This is a genomic window from Amycolatopsis sp. CFH S0740, assembly GCF_004522315.1.
GTDB lineage: Bacteria > Actinomycetota > Actinomycetes > Mycobacteriales > Pseudonocardiaceae > Amycolatopsis > Amycolatopsis nivea.
Window position 1 is genome coordinate 160,881 of record NZ_SDLS01000012.1, and the last position, 18,159, is coordinate 179,039.

Consider the following 18,159-nt stretch of genomic DNA (forward strand, 5'->3'; position numbering starts at 1 on the left):
AAGGGCGTGTGGGTATCCCGCGCGGCGCGTCTCGCGGTCGGATGACGCCCAGGGCGCCGGGCGCCGCAGACGAGGTGCCCCGGGACGGTTGCTCGTTCGGTCTCGACCCGTGCACCCTGCGGCGCGAACCGGCGGCCCTACGTGCCCATCCGGAACCGCGGGCACCGGGCACCGAAGGCGAGAGCTTCGAGGGTGAATTCGCCACCGTGACCGACCCCGGTCCCTCGGCACGCAGTGCGAAGACTCGACCGGGGTGTGCGCGCCCCGCGACCGCGCCTGCTGCCGGGCGCGGACGCAGACACCCTGGCGGGCGCCCCCCGGGTGTTGATCGCCAGCGCGGGCGGCAAAGCTCGCTGCGCCGCCCCGAGACAGGGCATCGCCCACAGCAGCACGCCCGCCGAGTAGGGCGCGTCGGGCCGTCCGGAAAAAAAGTTCAAACTCGTCTGCAAAATCTGGTGCAACACCGCGCTTTAGAGCAGTGTCAGAGCCCGCAACCGCGAATTGCGAGGACACTCACGATGAGCGTTGTTCCTGTCTCGCCGGAATCCGCAACAGAAATCGAAGAACACCCACAACCACGCCCGCGGAAAAGCGCAGCAGTGCCGCTGGGAATCTGGTTGTGCGCACCCGCACCGGCCGACGAGCACGGCCTGCCGCCGCTGATCGAGGGCCTCACCCGCAGCCTCGTCACGCAGGCCGTGACCGCCTTCACCACGCGCGGCAACACGGTCGCGGTGACCGGTCCGGACGCCGCCCGGATCGCGGCGGTCGCCGACTCCGTCGGCGACCGCCGAGTCCTCTGCGTCGACCCCGAGACCGTCGCCATCGGTGGCCACCGCGACCGGGTCGGCGGTGGCGCGCGCACACCCGAACCCGGCTCGGTGGACCTGCTGCTGGCCGCCGAGCTACCCGCCCCGTGGATCGACACCGACGGCCAGCCCTACACCACCTGGGCGCGCTGGTTGGCGCCCGGCGGGGTGCTCGCCGTGGCCACCCGCAACCCGGCCGGGCAGGGCCGGTTCGCCGACCACACCGGGGCGGTGGTCACCGCCGCGACCAACGCCGGGCTGAGCTACCTCCAGCACATCATCGCCGTGCTCGCCCACATCCAGGGCGACCGGCTTCTCATCTCGAGTCCGCCGGCCTCGGTCACGCTGCCCGCCGACGCGGTGCACGCCGACGCGCACACGGACCTGCTCGTGTTCCACACCGACTTCGGAGGTGCCTGATGAGTACCTACGAGCCGATTCCTCAGCAGGCGCTGACCCGCGGCAGCGACGCGTTGGTCGAGCTCCCGGTGACCGTGTGGCCGACCGCGCAGCAGGCCCCGCGCACCCAGCGCGGCACCCGGTACGTGCCCGAGGCGACCGCGCATCCGGCGAAGATGTTGCCTGCGATCGTCCGCCACGCAATCGACACCTTCACCGCACCGGGCGACCTCGTGCTCGACCCGATGTGCGGGGTCGGCACCACCTTGGTCGAAGCCGTCCACAAGGGCCGCGACGCCGTCGGCATCGAGTACGAGAACCGATGGGCCGAGGTCAGCGAAGCCAACCTCGTACTCGCCGCCGACGACGGCGGAACCGGTCGAGGTGAGGTGCACGTCGGCGACGCCCGCCAAGTCCTGCCCGACCTCGCCGACCGCTACACCGGGCGCGTCGGGTTGCTGGTGACCTCCCCGCCCTACGGGTCCAGCGTTCACGGGCAGGTGCACGCCCCCGGGCACCGTCCGGTGCGCAAGCACGACAACCGGTACAGCCGCGACCGCGCGAATCTCGCGCACCGCAGCCTGCCGACGCTGCTGCGCGGATTCACCGACATCCTGCGCCGCGCGGTGCCGCTTCTTCAGCCCGGTGGGGTCGTCGCTATCACTACCCGGCCCTTCCGCGTCGACGGCGAACTCATCGACTTCCCGTCACTAACGTTGGACGCCGCGATCAACGCCGGGCTCGACCCCGTCCAGCGCTGCGTCGGACTTCTCGCCGGGCTGCGCGACGGCAAGCTCGTCCCGCGCTCGTCGTTCTTCCAACTCGACTACGTACGCAAGCTCCGCGACCGCGGCGTGCCCGCCTGGGTCATAGCGCACGAGGACATCTTGGTCCTGAGAGTCGGCCAGCAGACCGGCATGAGTTCTGTCGCGGAGCGGCCGACAGCCACCTAGGCAGGAGACGGTACCTGTCCTGCTGACGAGGACGTGGCCGCCTGATAAACACCGCGAGCAGGTCACGTCGGTAGGTGTCTCACCCTGATCCGCGTTCCGTTGTGTCCCCTGCGTGCCGAGTGACCGGCGCGCAGGGGACCGCGGGCCGTATCCACCGAGTCGTGGACGGGCTGAGCGATGCAGGACACCGCCGTTGCCGCGTACGAGCTTCCCTGGCTGTGATGCCGGGCCGCCCCAACCTTCCACGAGGGATTGATGATGCGCGCGAAGGATGCGGAACCGCAGTCCATCGAGGACCACCTTCTGTCCATTCTGTCGGCTGGCATACCGCCGACAAGTCAGCAAACGAAGAGTCTTCCGGTCGCGACGCTGCTCGAACCCGAGGGCGGCACGCTCTATTTCGTCGTGACGACGATCGACAGTCGTGGGCGACTGGCAGACCGGTCGCCGTTGCGCGTCCTGGGCTGGACTCCAGACTGCACGATCACCATTACGACGGTGGGCCGTGCGGTCATCGTTGCGACACGGTCAGCCGGGCCGGATGCCGTGACCCGCCAAGGCCACCTTCGACTTCCCGCGCGGGTCCGCCATGCGTGCCGTCTCAGCACCGGCGCGCGTCTGCTCGTCGCGGCATCACCGGACCGCGACCTCCTGGCCGCTTATCCGGCTTCCTCAGTCGAGGCCAGCTTGCTGGCCTACCACAAGACTTTGCGCCATCGGGATGTGCGATGAGTGACGCCGAGATCAGCGCGGCCCGCCTTCTGCTCGCTCGGCTCGGAGTATCGCCCGAAGAACTCCTTGCCGCGCCCTCCGCTGCCCGCGAGTCGATGCCGCTTATTCGTGACTACGTCGAGCGTGTCTCCGACGCCGTTCCTGCCGGAACTCGTCGCGTCTACGGCACGTACTGGCGGCGGATAGTCGAGGTCTGGGGAGATCGACGCATTGACGAGCCCACTCCGCTTGAGATCAAGCAACTGGCCGAAGACGTCCGACACCGGGTCGTGGTCCGCAAGAACTCGAGAGGCGGGCGCACCGCGGCCGAGCACCTGATCGCCGCCCTGCGTTGCTTGTACCAGCACGCCATCGCCGACGAACTACTGAGTGAGAACGACAATCCTGCCAAGCGGGTCGCCAAGCCACGAAGGCTGGCCAGCACCCGGCGAGCCATACCCGATACGCGACTGGCCGAGATCAACCACGCCGCGGGAACTACCGGCAACGATCCCGACCTCGACCTGCTCCTGCTACGCCTACACACCGAGACCGCGTGCCGCCGCGGTGGTGCCCTCGCCCTCCGGCGGCAAGACCTCGATCCGGATCAGTGCCTCATCCGGCTGCGGGAGAAGGGTGAGACCGTACGCTGGCAACCGGTCTCGCCCACACTGATGCGCCACCTGATCAGCCACCACGAACAGCGAGGAAACGGAGACCCGTCAGCGCAACTTTTGCGCTACGACAATGGCCAGCCGATCACCGCGAGGCGCTACGACCACCTGTGGCAACGCATCGGGAAACAGCTCCCGTGGGTTGCCATCCAGCAAGTCAGCACCCACTGGCTCCGGCACACCACCCTCACCTGGGTCGAGCGTAACTTCGGCTATGCCGTGGCCCGCGCCTACGCCGGGCACGATGGCAAGAGCGACGCCGGGACGACGTCGACCTACGTCCGGGCCGACCTAGCCGAAGTCGCCACTGCGCTCGCCGCGCTGACAGGAGAACCACACCCGCTCGCTTCGGAGAATGGGACTGCCGACAAGTAGGAGAATGATGTTCGGTATCGGCTCGAACTCGGGATGCTCCGGCCTTCGATTTAGATCCCGGTGTGGCCTCGTCCATTCGAGAAGTGATGAGCCCCGGCCTAGTGCGTCGGGTTTCCGGGACTGGTTCTATACCGTGCCCCGAGGTTCTGCGGCGTAGTCACGGACCGGGTAAGTGAGTGACATGAAAAGAGCGCCCGCCGCTCAACCGCGGCGACGAACGTCACCGGAGGAGCGACGGGGGCTAGTGCGCGGCCGGGCGAAAATTTTGCTGGCCGCCTTGAAAGCTGTCGATGAGGTGTCAGATCAAAGGGGTCCGTGTCTGCGGATGGCCGAGTGCCCGGAGAAGATCGGCGAGCCACACCAGGTGGTGCGGCATGGCCAAACTCTTGTCTTTGAGCAGATCTTCAAGATGCTGCCAAGATTCCGACAGTTGTCCGAGCCCGGGCTCTCCCGGCTCGGCGTAGGGGTTGTACAAGACGTCCGGCGCGATGGACCAGAAGTAGTCACGCTGGAGGGAAATCGTCTCGCCCTCGTCGTCGGCGATCCGCTGGATCAGCAGCTCGAAGGCTGTTCGCAGTTGCTGCACAGGGATGCGCAGTGGCTCGCTCACGATCCGTGTCCTCCGAGGATGTCGTTGACTTGTTTCCTGAACGTGTTGATTTCGGTCTCCAGATGGCGGACCCGGCCGTCGATGATGCGCTGACGGATCTCCGGAGTCGGCGCATTTTTCAGAATACCCTGGTTGTCGTAGGCGTCCGGGTTGGCTTTGTACTGGGCGAGCTTGGTTTCGTGTTCCTCGATGTTGCGCTGGAGGGAACGCACTGAACGTTGTTCCGACGACGTCAGCTCGCGCACTTCCGAGCTGGACTGCGAGCTTTCGGTCTTGATCGGTTCGACGTGATCGTCGCCTGCCGCGTTCATGGCCATGTGCGCGACGGCGGCACCCGTCATGGTTGCGCCCGTGGCGATTCCTGCTGCGGAGACGACATTGAGGGGAACGCCCGCGACCGCGCCGATGCCGGTGGCGTCCAGCACGGCACCGAGTCCCTCGCCGGCCGAGCTGATCACCGTCAGTCCGATGCCAGCTGCGGCGGCGACCACGTCGCCGGGATGGTTGACCATTGCGTTGCCGAACGATGCGAGGCCGTTGACGACATGAGCGCCGAGATCTGCGGCGAAATTGCCGACGTCGTCGAGCCAGCTCGACTCGGTGGGCGCTGGCTGCGCTGCGTCGCGGAGTGCCTTGGCCGCATCGTCGCCAGCCTCGGACAGTTGTGTACGGGCGCGATTGAGGATCTCCGTAGCGGCTTGGCGCCCGGCGGCACCCGGGTCGGTGAACTCTGGCGCGGGCTGGCCTTGAGCGGCAGCTTGTTCGGATGCCTTTTGATGCTCTGCTTTGGCTTTGCCGGTGGCAGCCTGCGCTTGGTCCCATCGCTCGATCGCTTCGCCGGCCTGGCCCTGAGCCCATCGCAAGGTCGCGGCGTAAGACTCCAACGCGCCCGCGCCGGAGTCCAGGGAGACACCGGCAGTGAACCATTTGCCCGGTTCGTAGGAGAACTTGTCGTGGAACGCGGTGGCGGCGGGGCCTGTCCACGAGCCGGTGTCGATGGACTGGAGGCCGTCCGCCGCATCGTTGGCGCGCGTTGCCCTTCCTCGCAGCACCCGAGCGTTTTCTTCGATAGCGGCAGGTTTGCCCGGAATCAGGTCTGTCGGATTGGTGGTCGTTCCCAGCTCAGCCATCCTCGACCGCCTTGACGCCCGGATCACCGGTCAGGGACCGGGTCGCGGACTCGTCGATCGCACGGTACGCCCGGACGGCCCTGCCCAGGGCGTCACCGATGGCGGACGCGTCGTCGGTGAGCACGTCGATGCCGTCGCTCCAGCGGGTCGCGAACTCCATCAGCGCATCGTGCACGCCCGCGTGGCCGTAAAGCTCGGCGTCGCCGCACAACCCGCGCAACTCGAAACCGTCCTGGTCGTGGACGCTCCCGGAGATACCGCGCGCCGCCTCGTCAACCGCTGCGATATCGACATGAAAACCTGGCCCATCCATCTCGTGACATCCCCCCTCAGCTGCCTTTGACGGAGTGCAACCCTCTCAGCAATCGACACTCACGGTAACCGGTGTCGCCTGTCTTGTGACGATTCCTTCGGTCGGAAGATATCAGGGGGCTGTTCCAAGATCTTGGAACAGCCCCCGGTGTCGCCGAAGCGATCAGGAGAGCGGATGCGGCTGTTCAGTGAGAGCTGCCAATGCCGCGGCGACTTCGTTGATGCTGGCGCGAACGTAGGTGGTGGTGGTTCCGGCCTCGCTATTGCCGTGGTCGCTGTGCCCGGCGTAGGCACGGGCTACCGCATACCCGAAGTTGCGCTCGACCCAGGTCAAGGTCGTATGCCGCAGCCAGTGGGTGGAGATCTGCTGGGTCGCCACCCAGGGCAGGTGCTTGCCCAGCCGTGTCCAGAGGTGGTCGTAGCGGCGGCTGGTGATCGGTTGCCCGTTGCGATAACGCAGCAGTTGCCCGTCGCGTGGCGCGTCACGGTCGTGCGCGTGTTGTTGCAGGTGGGCCATCAGCGTGGGTGAGAGTGGCTGCCAGCGAACCGTCTCGCCCTTTTCGCGGAGGAAGATCAAGCACTGGGCAGGATCGAGATCCTGCGGCCGCAAGGCGAGCGCACCTCCACGGCGGCACGCGGTTTCGGTATGCAGCCGCAGCAGGAGGGTGTCGAGGGCGGGGTCGTTGCCGGTGGTGGCGGCGGTGTGGTTGATCTCGGCCAGCCGGTCGCCCGCGACCGCACGGCGCGTCGACGGCAGCCGCGCGGGTTTGGCGACCTTACGGGCCGGGTTGTTGGCGGGGTCGATGAGTTCGTCGTCTTCGGCGTGCCGGTACAAGCAGCGCAGGGCGGCGATCAGGTGTTCGCCCGCGCTGCGCCCACCGCGGGCATTGCGGCGGGCGACAACGTTGGTCTTGATGTGCTCGACGAGTTGTTTGACCTGAGACGGTGTCGGCTCGTCCAGGCGGCGGTGCCCCCAGTGTTCGAGGAGCCGGTTCCAGTACGAGGTGTATACGCGGCGGGTGCCGTCGGAGACTGCGTCGGATACGACGGGGATGTATTCGGCGAAGGTCGGCAGCAGCGGCTGGGCGACCGGCTCGCTGATGAGGTCTTCGGCGGTGACGCCCATCCGGGCCAGCAGCAGCCGGGCCGCGTCAAGATCGGCAGCCCGGTCCGCTGACGCGCCCTGGCGATGTGCCGCGGTCATGCGGGATCACCACCCAGCAGCGTTGCGTGGCAGTCGGCGAGCAGCATGTCGAGCACCGTCGGTGGGTGCACCAGGAGCAGGTCGCGATCGGGGTAGGCGGCCAGCAGCACGCGATCACCAGAGCCCAATTCGCAGCAGTGCCGTACATGTGCCGGAAGGCGAAGGTGTCCCTGGCTGGTCATGCCGAACACGCCGGAGGGGTCGGTGCCGATTGCCAGCGTTCCGTGGGTGACGCTGATGGCCAGCGGCGTGCCGGCCACCCAGCCCAGCGCGGCGAACACCGTGCGGTCCGCGACCCGCCCGCGGCAGTCCACGGCCGCCAGCCCGTACACGGCGGTACCAGCGCGTGGTGTGGGAACCGTCGGCAGCGGCAGCGGCCGGTTCGATGCGACCCTGGCGGAACGCCCGCCCTGGGTACGTGTGGCCGGGAAAGCGACCGGATCAATCACCGCGCCGGTCATGCCCACCACCGCCGCCGCAGGCGTCGCGTGGCCCGGCAGAATGCCGGTTCAGGGTGTTGGAGTGCGTTGAAGCACCAGTACATTAGACGTAGCAGTGATGCCACGAAAGAGTGTCCGAGGGGGGACTTGAACCCCCACGTCCGTTAAGGACACTAGCACCTCAAGCTAGCGCGTCTGCCATTCCGCCACTCGGACTTGCTGATGAAGAGAGTATACGACGATCAGACACGTCATTTCAGGGGGGTGCGAAACAGCGCTGAGAGCTCGCATGATATTCTCATATGTTCTCAACATTCAGATACTCATTCGCATCTCTGCAGGTCGGCCCTATACAGGTCGCGTTCGAGCAGTCGCCAGCGCACTGCGGCGGCCCTCCAGATGCTCCAAGACCGTCCTTAACGCTTGAGCATCCCTATCGGCGACGGGCAGCTTCGCTCACCGGCAAGTCGAACAACGACACGTCCGCAGGCCCAGGCACGCAGCGAACTCGCACAACCCTCGACTTCTGGGCGGACAAATCCGACGAGACGCTCCAAGTAGCCGAACCTCCGATCAACCCGTATGGTAACGAACGGTTACAATCGCGCTACGCAGCGCTAGAAGATCGCAATGACGCGCTAATCTCGGCGCTGAGGCGGAGCGCTGAGGCGGAGCGCGGAGGAATAGGTGTCGGAGGATTGGGCGGCGGTCGCGAAGGCGATCGACATGCGGGTGCACGAACTCGGCTGGCGGCAACGCGAGCTGGCGGAGCGGTCGCACGTGTCGCAGGCGATCGTGCGCGAGCTGCAGCACCAAACGGTCGAGCGCCGACGGAGCGCGCGCACGCTCGAAGCCCTGTCGACCACGCTCGGCTGGCACTCGCCCAGAGGCACACCTTGGGAGGACAGGGCCGGTCCTGTCCATGCGGCCACTTACCCATGCGGGCCGCGGATGCAGTGACATCCACGGCCGTCTCGTGAGCAAGGAAACCCGCTTCCCATGGCAAAGCGGGTGCTCGCTCAGCGGCGCAGACCTCCAGGACGGCCCGGGGGGGGGGACGCCGGATCCCGGCTCCGCCGGGGCCTGGCTCAGGAATCCCGCATAGATGATCTTCACCAGGACCGCGTAAGCGTAAGGTCTATCCACGACCGCTGACCGGAAAGACGACACTGTCGTCCGGCTCGGCTTTGAAGGACACAGCCGGCCGGAAGCACCTCCTCAACGGCGGCACCTACGACGTCATCGACGTCCTGGTAGAAACCCTTGTGCGGAGCGGACAGCCAGCCACGAGGGCTACGCTGCCGACCATGGCGGCACAACCGCCTCGCGCCGCGGTCCGGGCCGAAACCTCGCCCCGAATTTCAGCAGTTCGCTATCGGAACCGGCGACGTGCTCACCGTTGCCCGGCAACTCACCGAACGCACATCCGGTGCCGACGCAGTGACGTCGTCGGATACCTGCATGCTGTTCGCGCTCCGGCCGGGAATTGCCGACGTCAGGCTGACTGTCGAAGTCTGGGCTACGCCACCGTCCCCTCCCCTGGCGCAGGTGCAGCGATTCACTAGCACGCTCCGGGCTGAGAGCGAACTTCTCCAGATCGTCTGATGTCCGCGATTACTCCGTCGCCGCATATCTGACCGAGTTGTCGCACGAGAACGACGATGTCTTCGACATTGACGTGAGAATGGAAAACTGGCTGGTTCGCCTCTGGTGATCTCCGCTGAGACCCGGCAGAGGCAGGCTTCTGCCGAGCAGGCGGCCCGGTCCTCCCGAAACTTTCTCGAGCGAATCCAGCGAGAGTGCTCGTGAAATGCAATTCCGCATAGGCTGGTCCACGTCTCAACGGTGGTCGTCTGGATAAGAGAAACTGTGGCAGTCGCCCGAAGCTCTCCGCGGTCATCGAGTGGGAACCTGGCGGATGGAAAGGTTCCGGATTTCCCGGCTGGTCGGTGGCCAAGCGAACTCGGTGCATCGTGCACCGGCCCTCGGGAAATCAGGTGCGTTCTGCAGTGGGGAGCCGCTGTCGCTGGCAGGAACAGTGGAAAGCATCGGCAGCGGAAAGAGCGAGAACCAGGGCGGTCATGACAGCTGAGGCATCCGGACACCGGGCCGCCCAGCTGTGCGCGGGATTTTCGCGGCCGAGGCGATTACCCGATGCATCGCACACCACGCGGACCGCGCGTGTCAAGGAGGGAACTATGTCGAAATCTGTTGAGCGCGAACCGAATACCGTATCGGCTGATGTCGTGGTCGTCGGCGCTGGATTCGCCGGGTTGACCGCTGCGGAACGGTTGGCGGACCTGGGCGTGTCCGTGCGGGTCGTGGAGGGGCGCGACCGGATCGATGGCCGGTCGTATTCCGGCGAGGTCGCGGGGTCAAGGTCGATCTCGGGGCGACGTGGGTTTCGCGGCGGCACACGGAGATCCGGAATCTCGCGAGCCGGCTGGGGTGTACTACGACCCCGCAGTTCGGCAAGGGTCTCAATGTTCTGTGGATGGGCGGGGAGCGCAGTACCTACCAGGGCACCATTCCCGAGATTTCGACTGAGGCCGTGGAGGACATGGGCCGCGTGCAAGGGATTCTGCACGAACTGCTCTCGACGGTCGACGTCGAAGCAGTCTGGGAATCTCCCGAAGCCGACCGGCTCGATGCGATTTCGTTCGGTGAATGGCTCGACCAGAACGACGCGCATCCTGGCACGCGTGCGCTGATGACCATTCTCAGCAAGGTGCAGTGGGGCTGCAGCCCGGGTGACGTCTCGCTGCTGCACGCGTTGCGCTACATCCGCGCGGCGGGCGGGGTTTCGCACATGCTGGACGTCGAGGACGGTCAGCAAGAGGAGCGCTACGCCGAAACCACTCAGGAGATCGCCACGCGGCTCGCCGAAAAGCTCGGCGACCGGGTGGTGGTGGGCACTCCGGTCTGGCGAATCGCGCAGGACGGCAGTGGCGTTAAGGTGAGCACCGACTCGGAGGTGATCAACGCCCAGTACGCCATTGTCACCGCTGCTCCCGCGCACCGGGCCGACATCAAGTTCGAGCCTGCGCTGCCGGAGAAGGGCGAGTGGCTGGCCAAGACCTGGCGCATGGGCGCGCTGAGCAAGGCGTTCGTCGCCTACGAGAAGCCGTTTTGGCGCAGCAGCGGGCTTTCCGGCGAGGCACTGACCGACACCGGCACCGTGTTCATCACGTTCGACGTCTCGCCCGACGACAGCGGACGGGGCATTCTGATGGCCTTCTGCGACCCCCGGGTGTACGACAACTTCAGCCCGGAAGCCCGGCGGGACCGCGTCGTCCGGCAGCTCGTCGATCTCTACGGGCCGCAGGCCGGTGCCCCGATCGACTACGTGGACCACTGCTGGGGCACGGAACCGTTCGCCCCGGGCGGGCCGAACCCCGCGGTTCCGCCTTACGCGTCCGGCAGTTACGGGAGCGCTCTCGCCGAGCCGCACGGGCGCGTGCATTGGGCTGGGGTGGAAACCGCGGGTGAGTGGGCCGGAACGATGAACGGTGCGGTCCTGACTGGTCAGCGGGCTGCTGAGCAGGTCGCTCGGCAACTCGGTGTCTCGCAATAATTCGCGCTGTTTCCTCGGGAGCAGGACGGGTCGGTCCTGCTCCCGAGGACTCCTCGATCAGGTGAGCCGGGGCAGCGACGTCCCGACGGCGGTCGCGGCCGGTTCCCCGCGGCCCGGCCCGCCTGGAATCCGCTCGCGTCCCAGGGGCAGCGGGTGCACCGTTCCGGAAGAGCGCGGAGCCGCGTGCGGTGCCCCTCCCCCGCCACGTCCAGCGAGTCCTCGACCGTGAACGGGACGCCGTGAGACGCCGTCGCCCCGGCGAAACCGCTGCGGGACAAGCGCTTGGCGATGCTGGACGCGGCGGTGCAGGATTCCGAACGCGCAACCGGTACGCCGCGTGCGCTCAAGTCATCAGCTCCGGCGGCGACCTGAATCGAAAGAGCGAGCTCAATTCCCCCTGCTTACCAGCGTCATGGGCCGACGCACTGCCGGTGTGCGCCTAGGATCTGCGGCTGTGGACGTGTCGCGCCGATCCAACGGAGTATCGACGGCGGCCGCGGAGCTGATCGAGCTTGCGGTCGCGCCGTCGTTGATCGTGCGCCACGGACCGGACGGTGCCGAGGTGGTCGCCGCCAGCACGGCGTTCAGCGCGCTGCTCGGCCGTTCTGTTCCGGCGGGCACCTGCTTGAGCGAGCTGTTCCCGGCTCTGCCCGCCGACGCGCTAGCGTCCGGCCGCGGACCGCGCGAGGTGAGTCTCGCCGGTGCTGGCGGGGAGACTCCGGTGCTTCTGCGCGTCGACCGGTTGCGGTCCGACGAGCTCGCCGGGCTGGTGCTCGTGCAGCTCGACGTCACCGCGTCGCGCTCCCGGGCGGATCGCGCGCTCTGGGAGAGCGAGCAGATGATGCAGGCGATCGCGGACGCGGTCGACGCGCTCATCTACCTCAAGGGCGCCGACGGGCGTTACCTGCTGATCAACAGTTCGTTCGAGAAAGCCACCGGGGTCCGCCGGGAGGACGTCGTCGGGATGACCGACGACGACATCTTCGGCGCCCGGCTCGGCCGCACCTATCACGCCAACGACCGGCGCGTTCTCGACGCGGCCCGAAGCATGATGTTCGAGGAGCTGGTCCCGGGAGACACGATCTACCTGTCGACGAAGTTCCCGCTGATCGGCGAGGACGGAAAGCCGTACGCGGTCGGCGGCATCTCGACGGACATCACCGACCGCAGCCACGCCGAGCAGGCCGTCCGCCTCGCTCGCGACGAGGCGGAGCGCGCCAACGCGGCGAAGACGGAGTTCCTGTCCCGGATGAGCCACGAGCTGCGCACTCCGCTCAACTCGATCCTGGGCTTCGGCCAGCTCCTGGAGCTCGACCTGCGCGGCGAGCAGGCCGACCGGGCGCACCGGATCGTGCAAGCGGGCCACCACCTGCTGAACCTCATCAACGAGGTCCTCGACATCACCACCACCGAGCACGTCGGCCTCGACGTCGAGGTCGAGCCGGTCGGCGCGGTCGAGGCCTTCCAGGAAGCGCTGGTCCTCGTGCGCCCGCTGGCGGAGGCCCGCGGGATCACCCTCGCCCGGGACTTCCACGGCGGCCTCGACACCGCGGTCGTGGCCAACCGGCGCCGGCTCGCGCAGGTGCTGTTGAACCTGCTCAGCAACGCGGTGAAGTACAACCGCCCGGACGGCATGGTGACCGCGTCCTTCCGCGCCGGCGAAGGGCGGATCCGGTTCCTGGTCACCGACACCGGGCGGGGGCTGACCGCCGAGGAGGCCGAGCGGGTTTTCGCCCCGTTCGAGCGGCTCGACGCCGGCGGGACCGAGGTGGAAGGGACCGGTTTGGGCCTGACCCTTTCCCGCACCCTGGTCGAGGCGATGGGCGGGACGCTGGGGGTCGAGCGGTCGAAACCGGGGCGGGGAAGCGTGTTCTTCCTCGAACTGCCGATCGCCCCCGGGGTGCGGCCGCAGCACGAGGCGGCGGAGACCGGGCCCGGCGAGCCGCTCGCCGACCTGTCCTCGGTGCACGTCCTGTACATCGAGGACGCCGACGCGAACGTCGAACTCGTGCGAGGCGTGCTCGAGCGGCAACGCGTCGCCGAGCTGACCTGCGCGAGGACCGGGGCCGACGGCGTCGCGCTCGCGCGCGTGGCCCGGCCCGACATCATCCTGCTGGACCTGCACCTCCCGGACGCCGACGGGGAGAACGTCCTCGCCCGCCTCCGCGCCCAGCCGGAGACGGCGGCGATCCCGGTGGTCGTCGTGTCCGCGGACGCGCTCGGCCCGCGCATCACCCGGCTCACCGAAGCCGGGGCCGCCGCCTACCTGACCAAGCCCGTCGACCTTCGTGCGCTCGTCCGCACGATCAGCGAACTGACCTCGGAGAGCCGCGGATGAACCTGGTGCGGGTGCTGCTCGCGGACGACCACCCCGTCTATCGCGACGGGCTGGCCGCGCAACTGGGAAGCCATGCCGAAATCGAGGTCGTCGGAGTGTCCGGGGACGGCGCGCACGCGCTCGAACTGCTTCGCCAGACCGAACCCGATGTCGCGGTGCTCGACCTCATGCTCCCCGGGGCCGACGGAATCGAGATCATCGAGCAGTGCGCACGCGAGGGCCTCGCGTCGCGATGCGTGATCGTCTCCGCGTACGAGGACAGCGCGACGGTCTACCGAGCCCTGGCTGCCGGTGCCCGCGCCTACCTGATGAAGATCGTCTCCGGGCAGACCGTCGCCGAGACCGTCCTGGCCGTCGCCGGCGGAGCTACCGTCATTCCGTCCGAGTTGCAGACGGGCCTGGCCGAGGAACTCCGGCGACAGGCCCGGCGGCAGGAGCAGCCGCCGCTGACCGAGCGCGAGCGCGATGTGCTGCGGCTCGCCGCCGAGGGAACAGCGATCAAGGACATCGCCGCCGAACTCTTCGTCGGCGTGACGACGGTCAAGACTCATCTTCAGCACGCCTACGAGAAGCTCGGCGTGAACGATCGGGCCTCGGCGGTGGCCGCGGCGATCCGGCGCGGCCTGCTCGACTGATCCCCCGCCACCGGCCGCGCGGAGGATGCCTTCCTCCTCCGGATGGCCGGAGCGATCTCCTCCCGAAGACCGTCCGCCGGGATGACCCAGGTCACAAGGGCCGCTCGTAGCGTTGTCCGCGGCGATCGACGGCCCGCCCACCCCAGCGGCCCGGTCGCCGGAACCGCATTCGCCGGTTCGCAGCGTCGCCGCCCAGTCGACGGCGGCCCATCCGGTCGTGTCCGCCGCACCCGCCCGCGGCGGACACGACCATGGCCATCCGAGGACTGCCCCATGACTGCCGATTCCTTCCCGGAGACCGAACACCCCGTCAGACCTCCGCTCCGCATCACCCGCACCGACGACCCCGCGGTCGTCAAGCAGGCCGCGACCCAGGACTACGCCACCCACGTCGTGCCGCTGACCGGCCGGGCAGGCCGGACGTCCCTGTCGATGGCGTGGCTCGCGACTTTCAGCGCGATGTTTTGGCTCTACGTAGCTGTTTCCGTGGACCAAGCCGTCGGCCGCACGAACGCCGTCGTCGGCATGGTTCTCGCCTCCGTGGTCTTCGGGCTCGTTCAAGCCGTGCTGGTTCGCTACGCCATCCGTTCCGGGCTCACCGTGGCCCTGCTTTCCCGACGGCTGTTCGGTTATCTCGGCGGCGGCCTCGCTCCGCTCCTGCTCGGCGCCACCGCGATCTACTACGCGGTCTTCGAAGGCTCGGTGATCGCGGTCGCGCTGCAGCGGTGGTTCGCGCCGACCAGCGACATCCGCATCTGGTACGCGATCGTGGTCCTCTACGCCGTGCCGCTCGTGATCGGCGGAGTCCAGCGCTGGCTCGACCGGCTCAACGGCGTGCTGCTCCCGCTCTATCTCGCCGGGCTCGTCGCGCTGGTGCTCGCCGCCGGCATCCAGCACGGATTCGCGTCCGGTCTGGCAGCCACGCCGGCGCCGGCCGGGCTCGCGCTTCCCGGCTGGGTCACCGCCTTCATGGTCTACCTGGGCACCTGGGTCCTGATGATGTTCGCCGTCGACTACGCCCGCCTTGGCCGCCCTTCAGACGCGCGGTTCCACTCGCGGGTCACCTTCGGAATTCCTTACTACCTGGCCACATTCGTGCTCAACGGCGTCATCGGCATCTTCGTGACCACCGCCGTCCTGCCGGGGCAGGCGGCCTCGGAGACCGGGGTCATCGACGCGGTGCTCGGCGCCCTCGGCGTCGCGGGACTGCTGTTCATTCTGGTCAGCCAAACCAGGATCAACACGGCGAACTACTACGTCGCCTCGACCAACCTGGAGGCCTTCGGCGAACGCGCGCTGCGGCTGCGCTGGCCCCGGATCGTCTGGTCGGTGATCGCCGGAGTCATCGTCTTCGCCTTCATGCTCACCGACGTGCTGTCCTATCTGCTGACCGCACTGGCGTGGCAGGGAGTGTTCGTCGCCTCCTGGGTCGCCATCGCGCTCACCCACATCGGGCTGGTCCGCGGGGATCGCGACGGCATCCCCGAGTTCCGCCCCGGCCGCCTCCGCAACGTGCTGCCCGGCCTCGCGGCCTGGATCCTCGCCTCGCTGACCGGGATCGGGCTGACCGAATCCGGCCGCCCCGGCACCTGGTACACGACCCTCGCACCGGCGATCACCTGCGTCCTCGCCGCGCTCCTGTACGCCGTCGGGACACGGGTCGGACGGTCGCCCTTGCTGCCTCGCGGCGACGACCCGCGCGACGAGGTCGACGACGTCTGGGGCACCCGGATCCGGTGCCACGCCTGCCAACTCTCCTACACCGCCATCGAAATGGACCGCGACCCGTCCGCCGGCCTGGCCGCGATCTGCGCGGGCTGCGCCGCGGAATCCGCCGATTTCGTCCGCGCCGCCCGTCGCGCCGGCGCGCGCACTGCCTGACCGGCCGCTCCGAACCCCTGCTGAAAGGACTGGACCAGTGCCCTACAAGATCACCGTCGACACCGGCGGCACCTTCACCGACGTGGTCGTGACCGACGCCGACGGCCGCCTCACGATCGGCAAGGCGCCGACCCGCGAGCGAGCTTTCGACGGCGTGCGCGGAGGAGTCGAGGTCGCCGCTGCCGAACTGGGCATCACCGCCGGGCAGCTGCTCGCGGACACGACCACGTTCGTCTACTCCACGACTCGCTCGACCAACGCCATCCTCGAGGGCCGCACCGCCCGCACGGCGCTGCTGGTCACCGAGGGCTTCCCAGACATCCTCGTGCTGCGCGAGGGCGGCAAGCACGACGGATTCGACCTCAGCGTGCGCTATCCCGAGCCCTACGTGCCCCGCGCGCTCACCAGCGAAATCCCGGAACGCATCGACTCCGAGGGCGACGTCGTGCGGCGCCTGGACGAGGACGCGGTCCGGGACATCCTCCGCCGGCTGCGCGCGCAGCACGTCGAAGCCGTCGCGGTCTGCCTGCTCTGGGCGATCGTCAACGGCGCGCACGAACGCCGGGTCGGCGAGCTGATTTCCGAGGAGCTGCCCGGGATTCCCTACACGCTCTCGCACGAGGTCAACCCGATCGTCCGGGAGTACCGGCGAGCCTCGACGGCCGCGATCGACGCCTCCCTCAAACCGATGATGAGCGCGCACCTGTCCGCCATCGCCGAGGATCTCGCCGCCGCCGGGTTCCGCGGGGAACTCATGGTCGCGACCTCGTTCGGCGGCGTGCTGCACCTGCCCGACGCCGCGGCCCGGCCGGTCGACACGGTCCGCTCCGGACCCTCGATGGCCCCGGTGGCCGGACTGACGTTCGCCCGGGCCGAGAACGACAACCGCGACGTGATCGTCTGCGACACCGGCGGGACGAGCTTCGACGTCTCGCTCGTCCGGGCCGGCGCGGTCACCTTCACCAACGAAACGTGGCTGGGCCCGAAGTATCTCGGGCACCTGACCGGAACAGCCTCGGTGGACATCCGCTCGATCGGGTCCGGCGGCGGCTCGATCGCGTGGGTCGACGACGGCGGGCTCCTGCGCGTCGGCCCGCGCAGCGCCGGCGCCGATCCCGGGCCTGCCTGCTACGGCCGCGGCGGGACCGAGCCGACCGTCAGCGACGCTGCCTGCGTCCTGGGCTACCTCGACCCGGACACATTCCTCGGCGGCCGCATGCCGCTCGACCGCGACGCCGCCAACACCGCGGTCGACGGGCTCGCCGCGACGCTCGGGCTCAGCCGGGAAAAGACCGCGGAATCCGTACTGACCGTCGCGAACGAGCACATGGTCGGCGCGATTCAGGACATCACCATCAACGAGGGCGTCGATCCCGCACGGGCGCTGGTCGTCGCGGGCGGTGGTGCCGCGGGCCTGGGCATCGCGGCGATCGTGCGCGCGCTCGGGTGTTCCTCGGTGCTGATGCCGCGATCGGCCGGAGCGCTCAGCGCGACCGGCGGCCAGTTCTCCGACATCGTCGCGGAGTTCACCGCCAGCCAGTTCGCCGACACCAGGTCCTGGGACTTCGAAGCGGTGAACAGCGTCCTCAAAGGACTCGACGAGCGCGCGGACGAGTTCGCCGCCGGACTGCGCGAGCGCGGCGTCGACGGCATCACCGTCGACCACCTCGTCGAGGCCCGCTACGCGTACCAGGTATGGGAGCTGGAAGTGCCAGTCGGCGCGCAGATCGACGACGCCGACGGCCTGGCCGCACTCCGGCAGGCCTTCGACGAGGCCCACGAGCGCGTCTTCTCGGTGAAGGAACCCGGTGCGCCGTTGGAATGCCTGACGTGGAAGGCGCGGCTGCGCGCCCCCGTCGGAAGCCGCGCGGTCGCCGCGGTCACCGAGCGCCGGGACGGGCGCGAACCGGTCCGCACGGGCGCGGACCGCGTCAAACCGGCCTACTTCGACGGCGCTTGGCACGACACGACTGTCGTCGCCGGCGGGTCGCGACCGCCCGGCACCGTCCTCGCGGGACCGCTCATCGTCGAGGAACCGACCAGCACCCTCGTCGTGCCGCCGGGCGCCCGCCTGCACGTCACGTCCGCCGGCAACTACCTCGTGGAGGTCTGAC

At 68.4% G+C, this 18,159-nt stretch carries 13 protein-coding genes, 1 tRNA gene and 2 pseudogenes; 10 read left to right on the forward strand and 6 right to left on the reverse strand.

What is annotated here, in order from left to right:
* The first annotated feature begins 599 nt into the window (after window positions 1-599).
* The 4 genes from EIZ45_RS21670 (at window position 600) to EIZ45_RS21685 (ending at window position 3,921) form a co-directional block, all read left to right on the forward strand.
* Window positions 600-1,229, forward strand: a complete 630-nt coding sequence (locus EIZ45_RS21670; protein WP_134666072.1) for a hypothetical protein — start codon at window positions 600-602, stop codon at window positions 1,227-1,229.
* A complete protein-coding gene (locus tag EIZ45_RS21675; RefSeq protein ID WP_240690757.1) occupies window positions 1,229-2,161 on the forward strand; it encodes a TRM11 family methyltransferase in 933 nt (310 codons plus the stop codon). Before EIZ45_RS21670 ends, EIZ45_RS21675 begins: the two co-directional genes overlap by 1 nt.
* Window positions 2,162-2,419: 258 nt before the next feature.
* Entirely contained in the window at window positions 2,420-2,893 is a 474-nt protein-coding gene (locus EIZ45_RS21680) for a hypothetical protein (RefSeq protein ID WP_134666070.1), read from the forward strand.
* A complete protein-coding gene (locus EIZ45_RS21685; RefSeq protein ID WP_134666068.1) occupies window positions 2,890-3,921 on the forward strand; it encodes a site-specific integrase in 1,032 nt (343 codons plus the stop codon). The genes EIZ45_RS21680 and EIZ45_RS21685 overlap by 4 nt, the downstream gene beginning before the upstream one ends.
* Before the next feature lie 298 nt (window positions 3,922-4,219).
* Here EIZ45_RS21685 and EIZ45_RS21690 read toward each other — a convergent pair whose 3' ends face one another.
* The 6 genes from EIZ45_RS21690 to EIZ45_RS21715 form a co-directional block, all read right to left on the reverse strand.
* On the reverse strand, window positions 4,220-4,531 hold the full coding sequence (locus tag EIZ45_RS21690) for a hypothetical protein (protein WP_134666066.1): 312 nt from the start codon (window positions 4,529-4,531) through the stop codon (window positions 4,220-4,222).
* Window positions 4,528-5,661, reverse strand: a complete 1,134-nt coding sequence (locus tag EIZ45_RS21695) for a putative T7SS-secreted protein (RefSeq protein ID WP_134666064.1) — start codon at window positions 5,659-5,661, stop codon at window positions 4,528-4,530. Before EIZ45_RS21695 ends, EIZ45_RS21690 begins: the two co-directional genes overlap by 4 nt.
* Window positions 5,654-5,974 carry a hypothetical protein gene (locus tag EIZ45_RS21700; protein ID WP_134666062.1) on the reverse strand — a complete coding sequence of 107 codons (321 nt, stop codon included), beginning with the start codon at window positions 5,972-5,974 and terminating at the stop codon, window positions 5,654-5,656. The genes EIZ45_RS21695 and EIZ45_RS21700 overlap by 8 nt, the downstream gene beginning before the upstream one ends.
* A 162-nt stretch (window positions 5,975-6,136) precedes the next feature.
* Window positions 6,137-7,177 carry a site-specific integrase gene (locus EIZ45_RS21705; RefSeq protein WP_134666060.1) on the reverse strand — a complete coding sequence of 347 codons (1,041 nt, stop codon included), beginning with the start codon at window positions 7,175-7,177 and terminating at the stop codon, window positions 6,137-6,139.
* On the reverse strand, window positions 7,174-7,638 hold the full coding sequence (locus EIZ45_RS21710; protein ID WP_240690756.1) for an AbrB/MazE/SpoVT family DNA-binding domain-containing protein: 465 nt from the start codon (window positions 7,636-7,638) through the stop codon (window positions 7,174-7,176). Before EIZ45_RS21710 ends, EIZ45_RS21705 begins: the two co-directional genes overlap by 4 nt.
* Before the next feature lie 111 nt (window positions 7,639-7,749).
* A tRNA-Leu gene (locus EIZ45_RS21715) sits at window positions 7,750-7,833 on the reverse strand.
* Between the two features lie 471 nt (window positions 7,834-8,304).
* On the opposite strand from EIZ45_RS21715, the pseudogene EIZ45_RS21720 reads away from it, so the two are divergent.
* The 6 genes and pseudogenes from EIZ45_RS21720 to EIZ45_RS21745 all read left to right on the forward strand — a co-directional run.
* A pseudogene (locus EIZ45_RS21720) lies at window positions 8,305-8,496 on the forward strand (XRE family transcriptional regulator); the annotation flags it as partial.
* Between the two features lie 1,202 nt (window positions 8,497-9,698).
* Window positions 9,699-11,191, forward strand: a pseudogene (locus tag EIZ45_RS46490) (flavin monoamine oxidase family protein).
* A 454-nt stretch (window positions 11,192-11,645) separates the two neighbouring features.
* On the forward strand, window positions 11,646-13,529 hold the full coding sequence (locus tag EIZ45_RS21730) for a PAS domain-containing sensor histidine kinase (protein ID WP_167756517.1): 1,884 nt from the start codon (window positions 11,646-11,648) through the stop codon (window positions 13,527-13,529).
* A complete protein-coding gene (locus EIZ45_RS21735) occupies window positions 13,526-14,164 on the forward strand; it encodes a response regulator transcription factor (protein WP_037814436.1) in 639 nt (212 codons plus the stop codon). The genes EIZ45_RS21730 and EIZ45_RS21735 overlap by 4 nt, the downstream gene beginning before the upstream one ends.
* A 273-nt stretch (window positions 14,165-14,437) precedes the next feature.
* Window positions 14,438-16,045 carry a cytosine permease gene (locus tag EIZ45_RS21740; RefSeq protein ID WP_134666056.1) on the forward strand — a complete coding sequence of 536 codons (1,608 nt, stop codon included), beginning with the start codon at window positions 14,438-14,440 and terminating at the stop codon, window positions 16,043-16,045.
* Window positions 16,046-16,082: 37 nt separating this feature from the next.
* Entirely contained in the window at window positions 16,083-18,158 is a 2,076-nt protein-coding gene (locus EIZ45_RS21745) for a hydantoinase/oxoprolinase family protein (RefSeq protein ID WP_134666054.1), read from the forward strand.
* The last annotated feature ends 1 nt before the right edge of the window (window position 18,159 follow it).

What these genes read in the sequence shown, in the direction of transcription:
- EIZ45_RS21675 (WP_240690757.1), top strand. Translation starts at nt 1,229, where the DNA reads ATGAGTACCTACGAGCCGATTCCTCAGCAGGCGCTGACCCGCGGCAGC.
- EIZ45_RS21680 (WP_134666070.1), top strand. Translation starts at nt 2,420, where the DNA reads ATGCGCGCGAAGGATGCGGAACCGCAGTCCATCGAGGACCACCTTCTG.
- EIZ45_RS21685 (WP_134666068.1), top strand. Translation starts at nt 2,890, where the DNA reads ATGAGTGACGCCGAGATCAGCGCGGCCCGCCTTCTGCTCGCTCGGCTC.
- EIZ45_RS21695 (WP_134666064.1), bottom strand. Translation starts at nt 5,661, where the DNA reads ATGGCTGAGCTGGGAACGACCACCAATCCGACAGACCTGATTCCGGGC.
- EIZ45_RS21700 (WP_134666062.1), bottom strand. Translation starts at nt 5,974, where the DNA reads ATGGATGGGCCAGGTTTTCATGTCGATATCGCAGCGGTTGACGAGGCG.
- EIZ45_RS21705 (WP_134666060.1), bottom strand. Translation starts at nt 7,177, where the DNA reads ATGACCGCGGCACATCGCCAGGGCGCGTCAGCGGACCGGGCTGCCGAT.
- EIZ45_RS21710 (WP_240690756.1), bottom strand. Translation starts at nt 7,638, where the DNA reads ATGACCGGCGCGGTGATTGATCCGGTCGCTTTCCCGGCCACACGTACC.
- EIZ45_RS21735 (WP_037814436.1), top strand. Translation starts at nt 13,526, where the DNA reads ATGAACCTGGTGCGGGTGCTGCTCGCGGACGACCACCCCGTCTATCGC.
- EIZ45_RS21740 (WP_134666056.1), top strand. Translation starts at nt 14,438, where the DNA reads ATGACTGCCGATTCCTTCCCGGAGACCGAACACCCCGTCAGACCTCCG.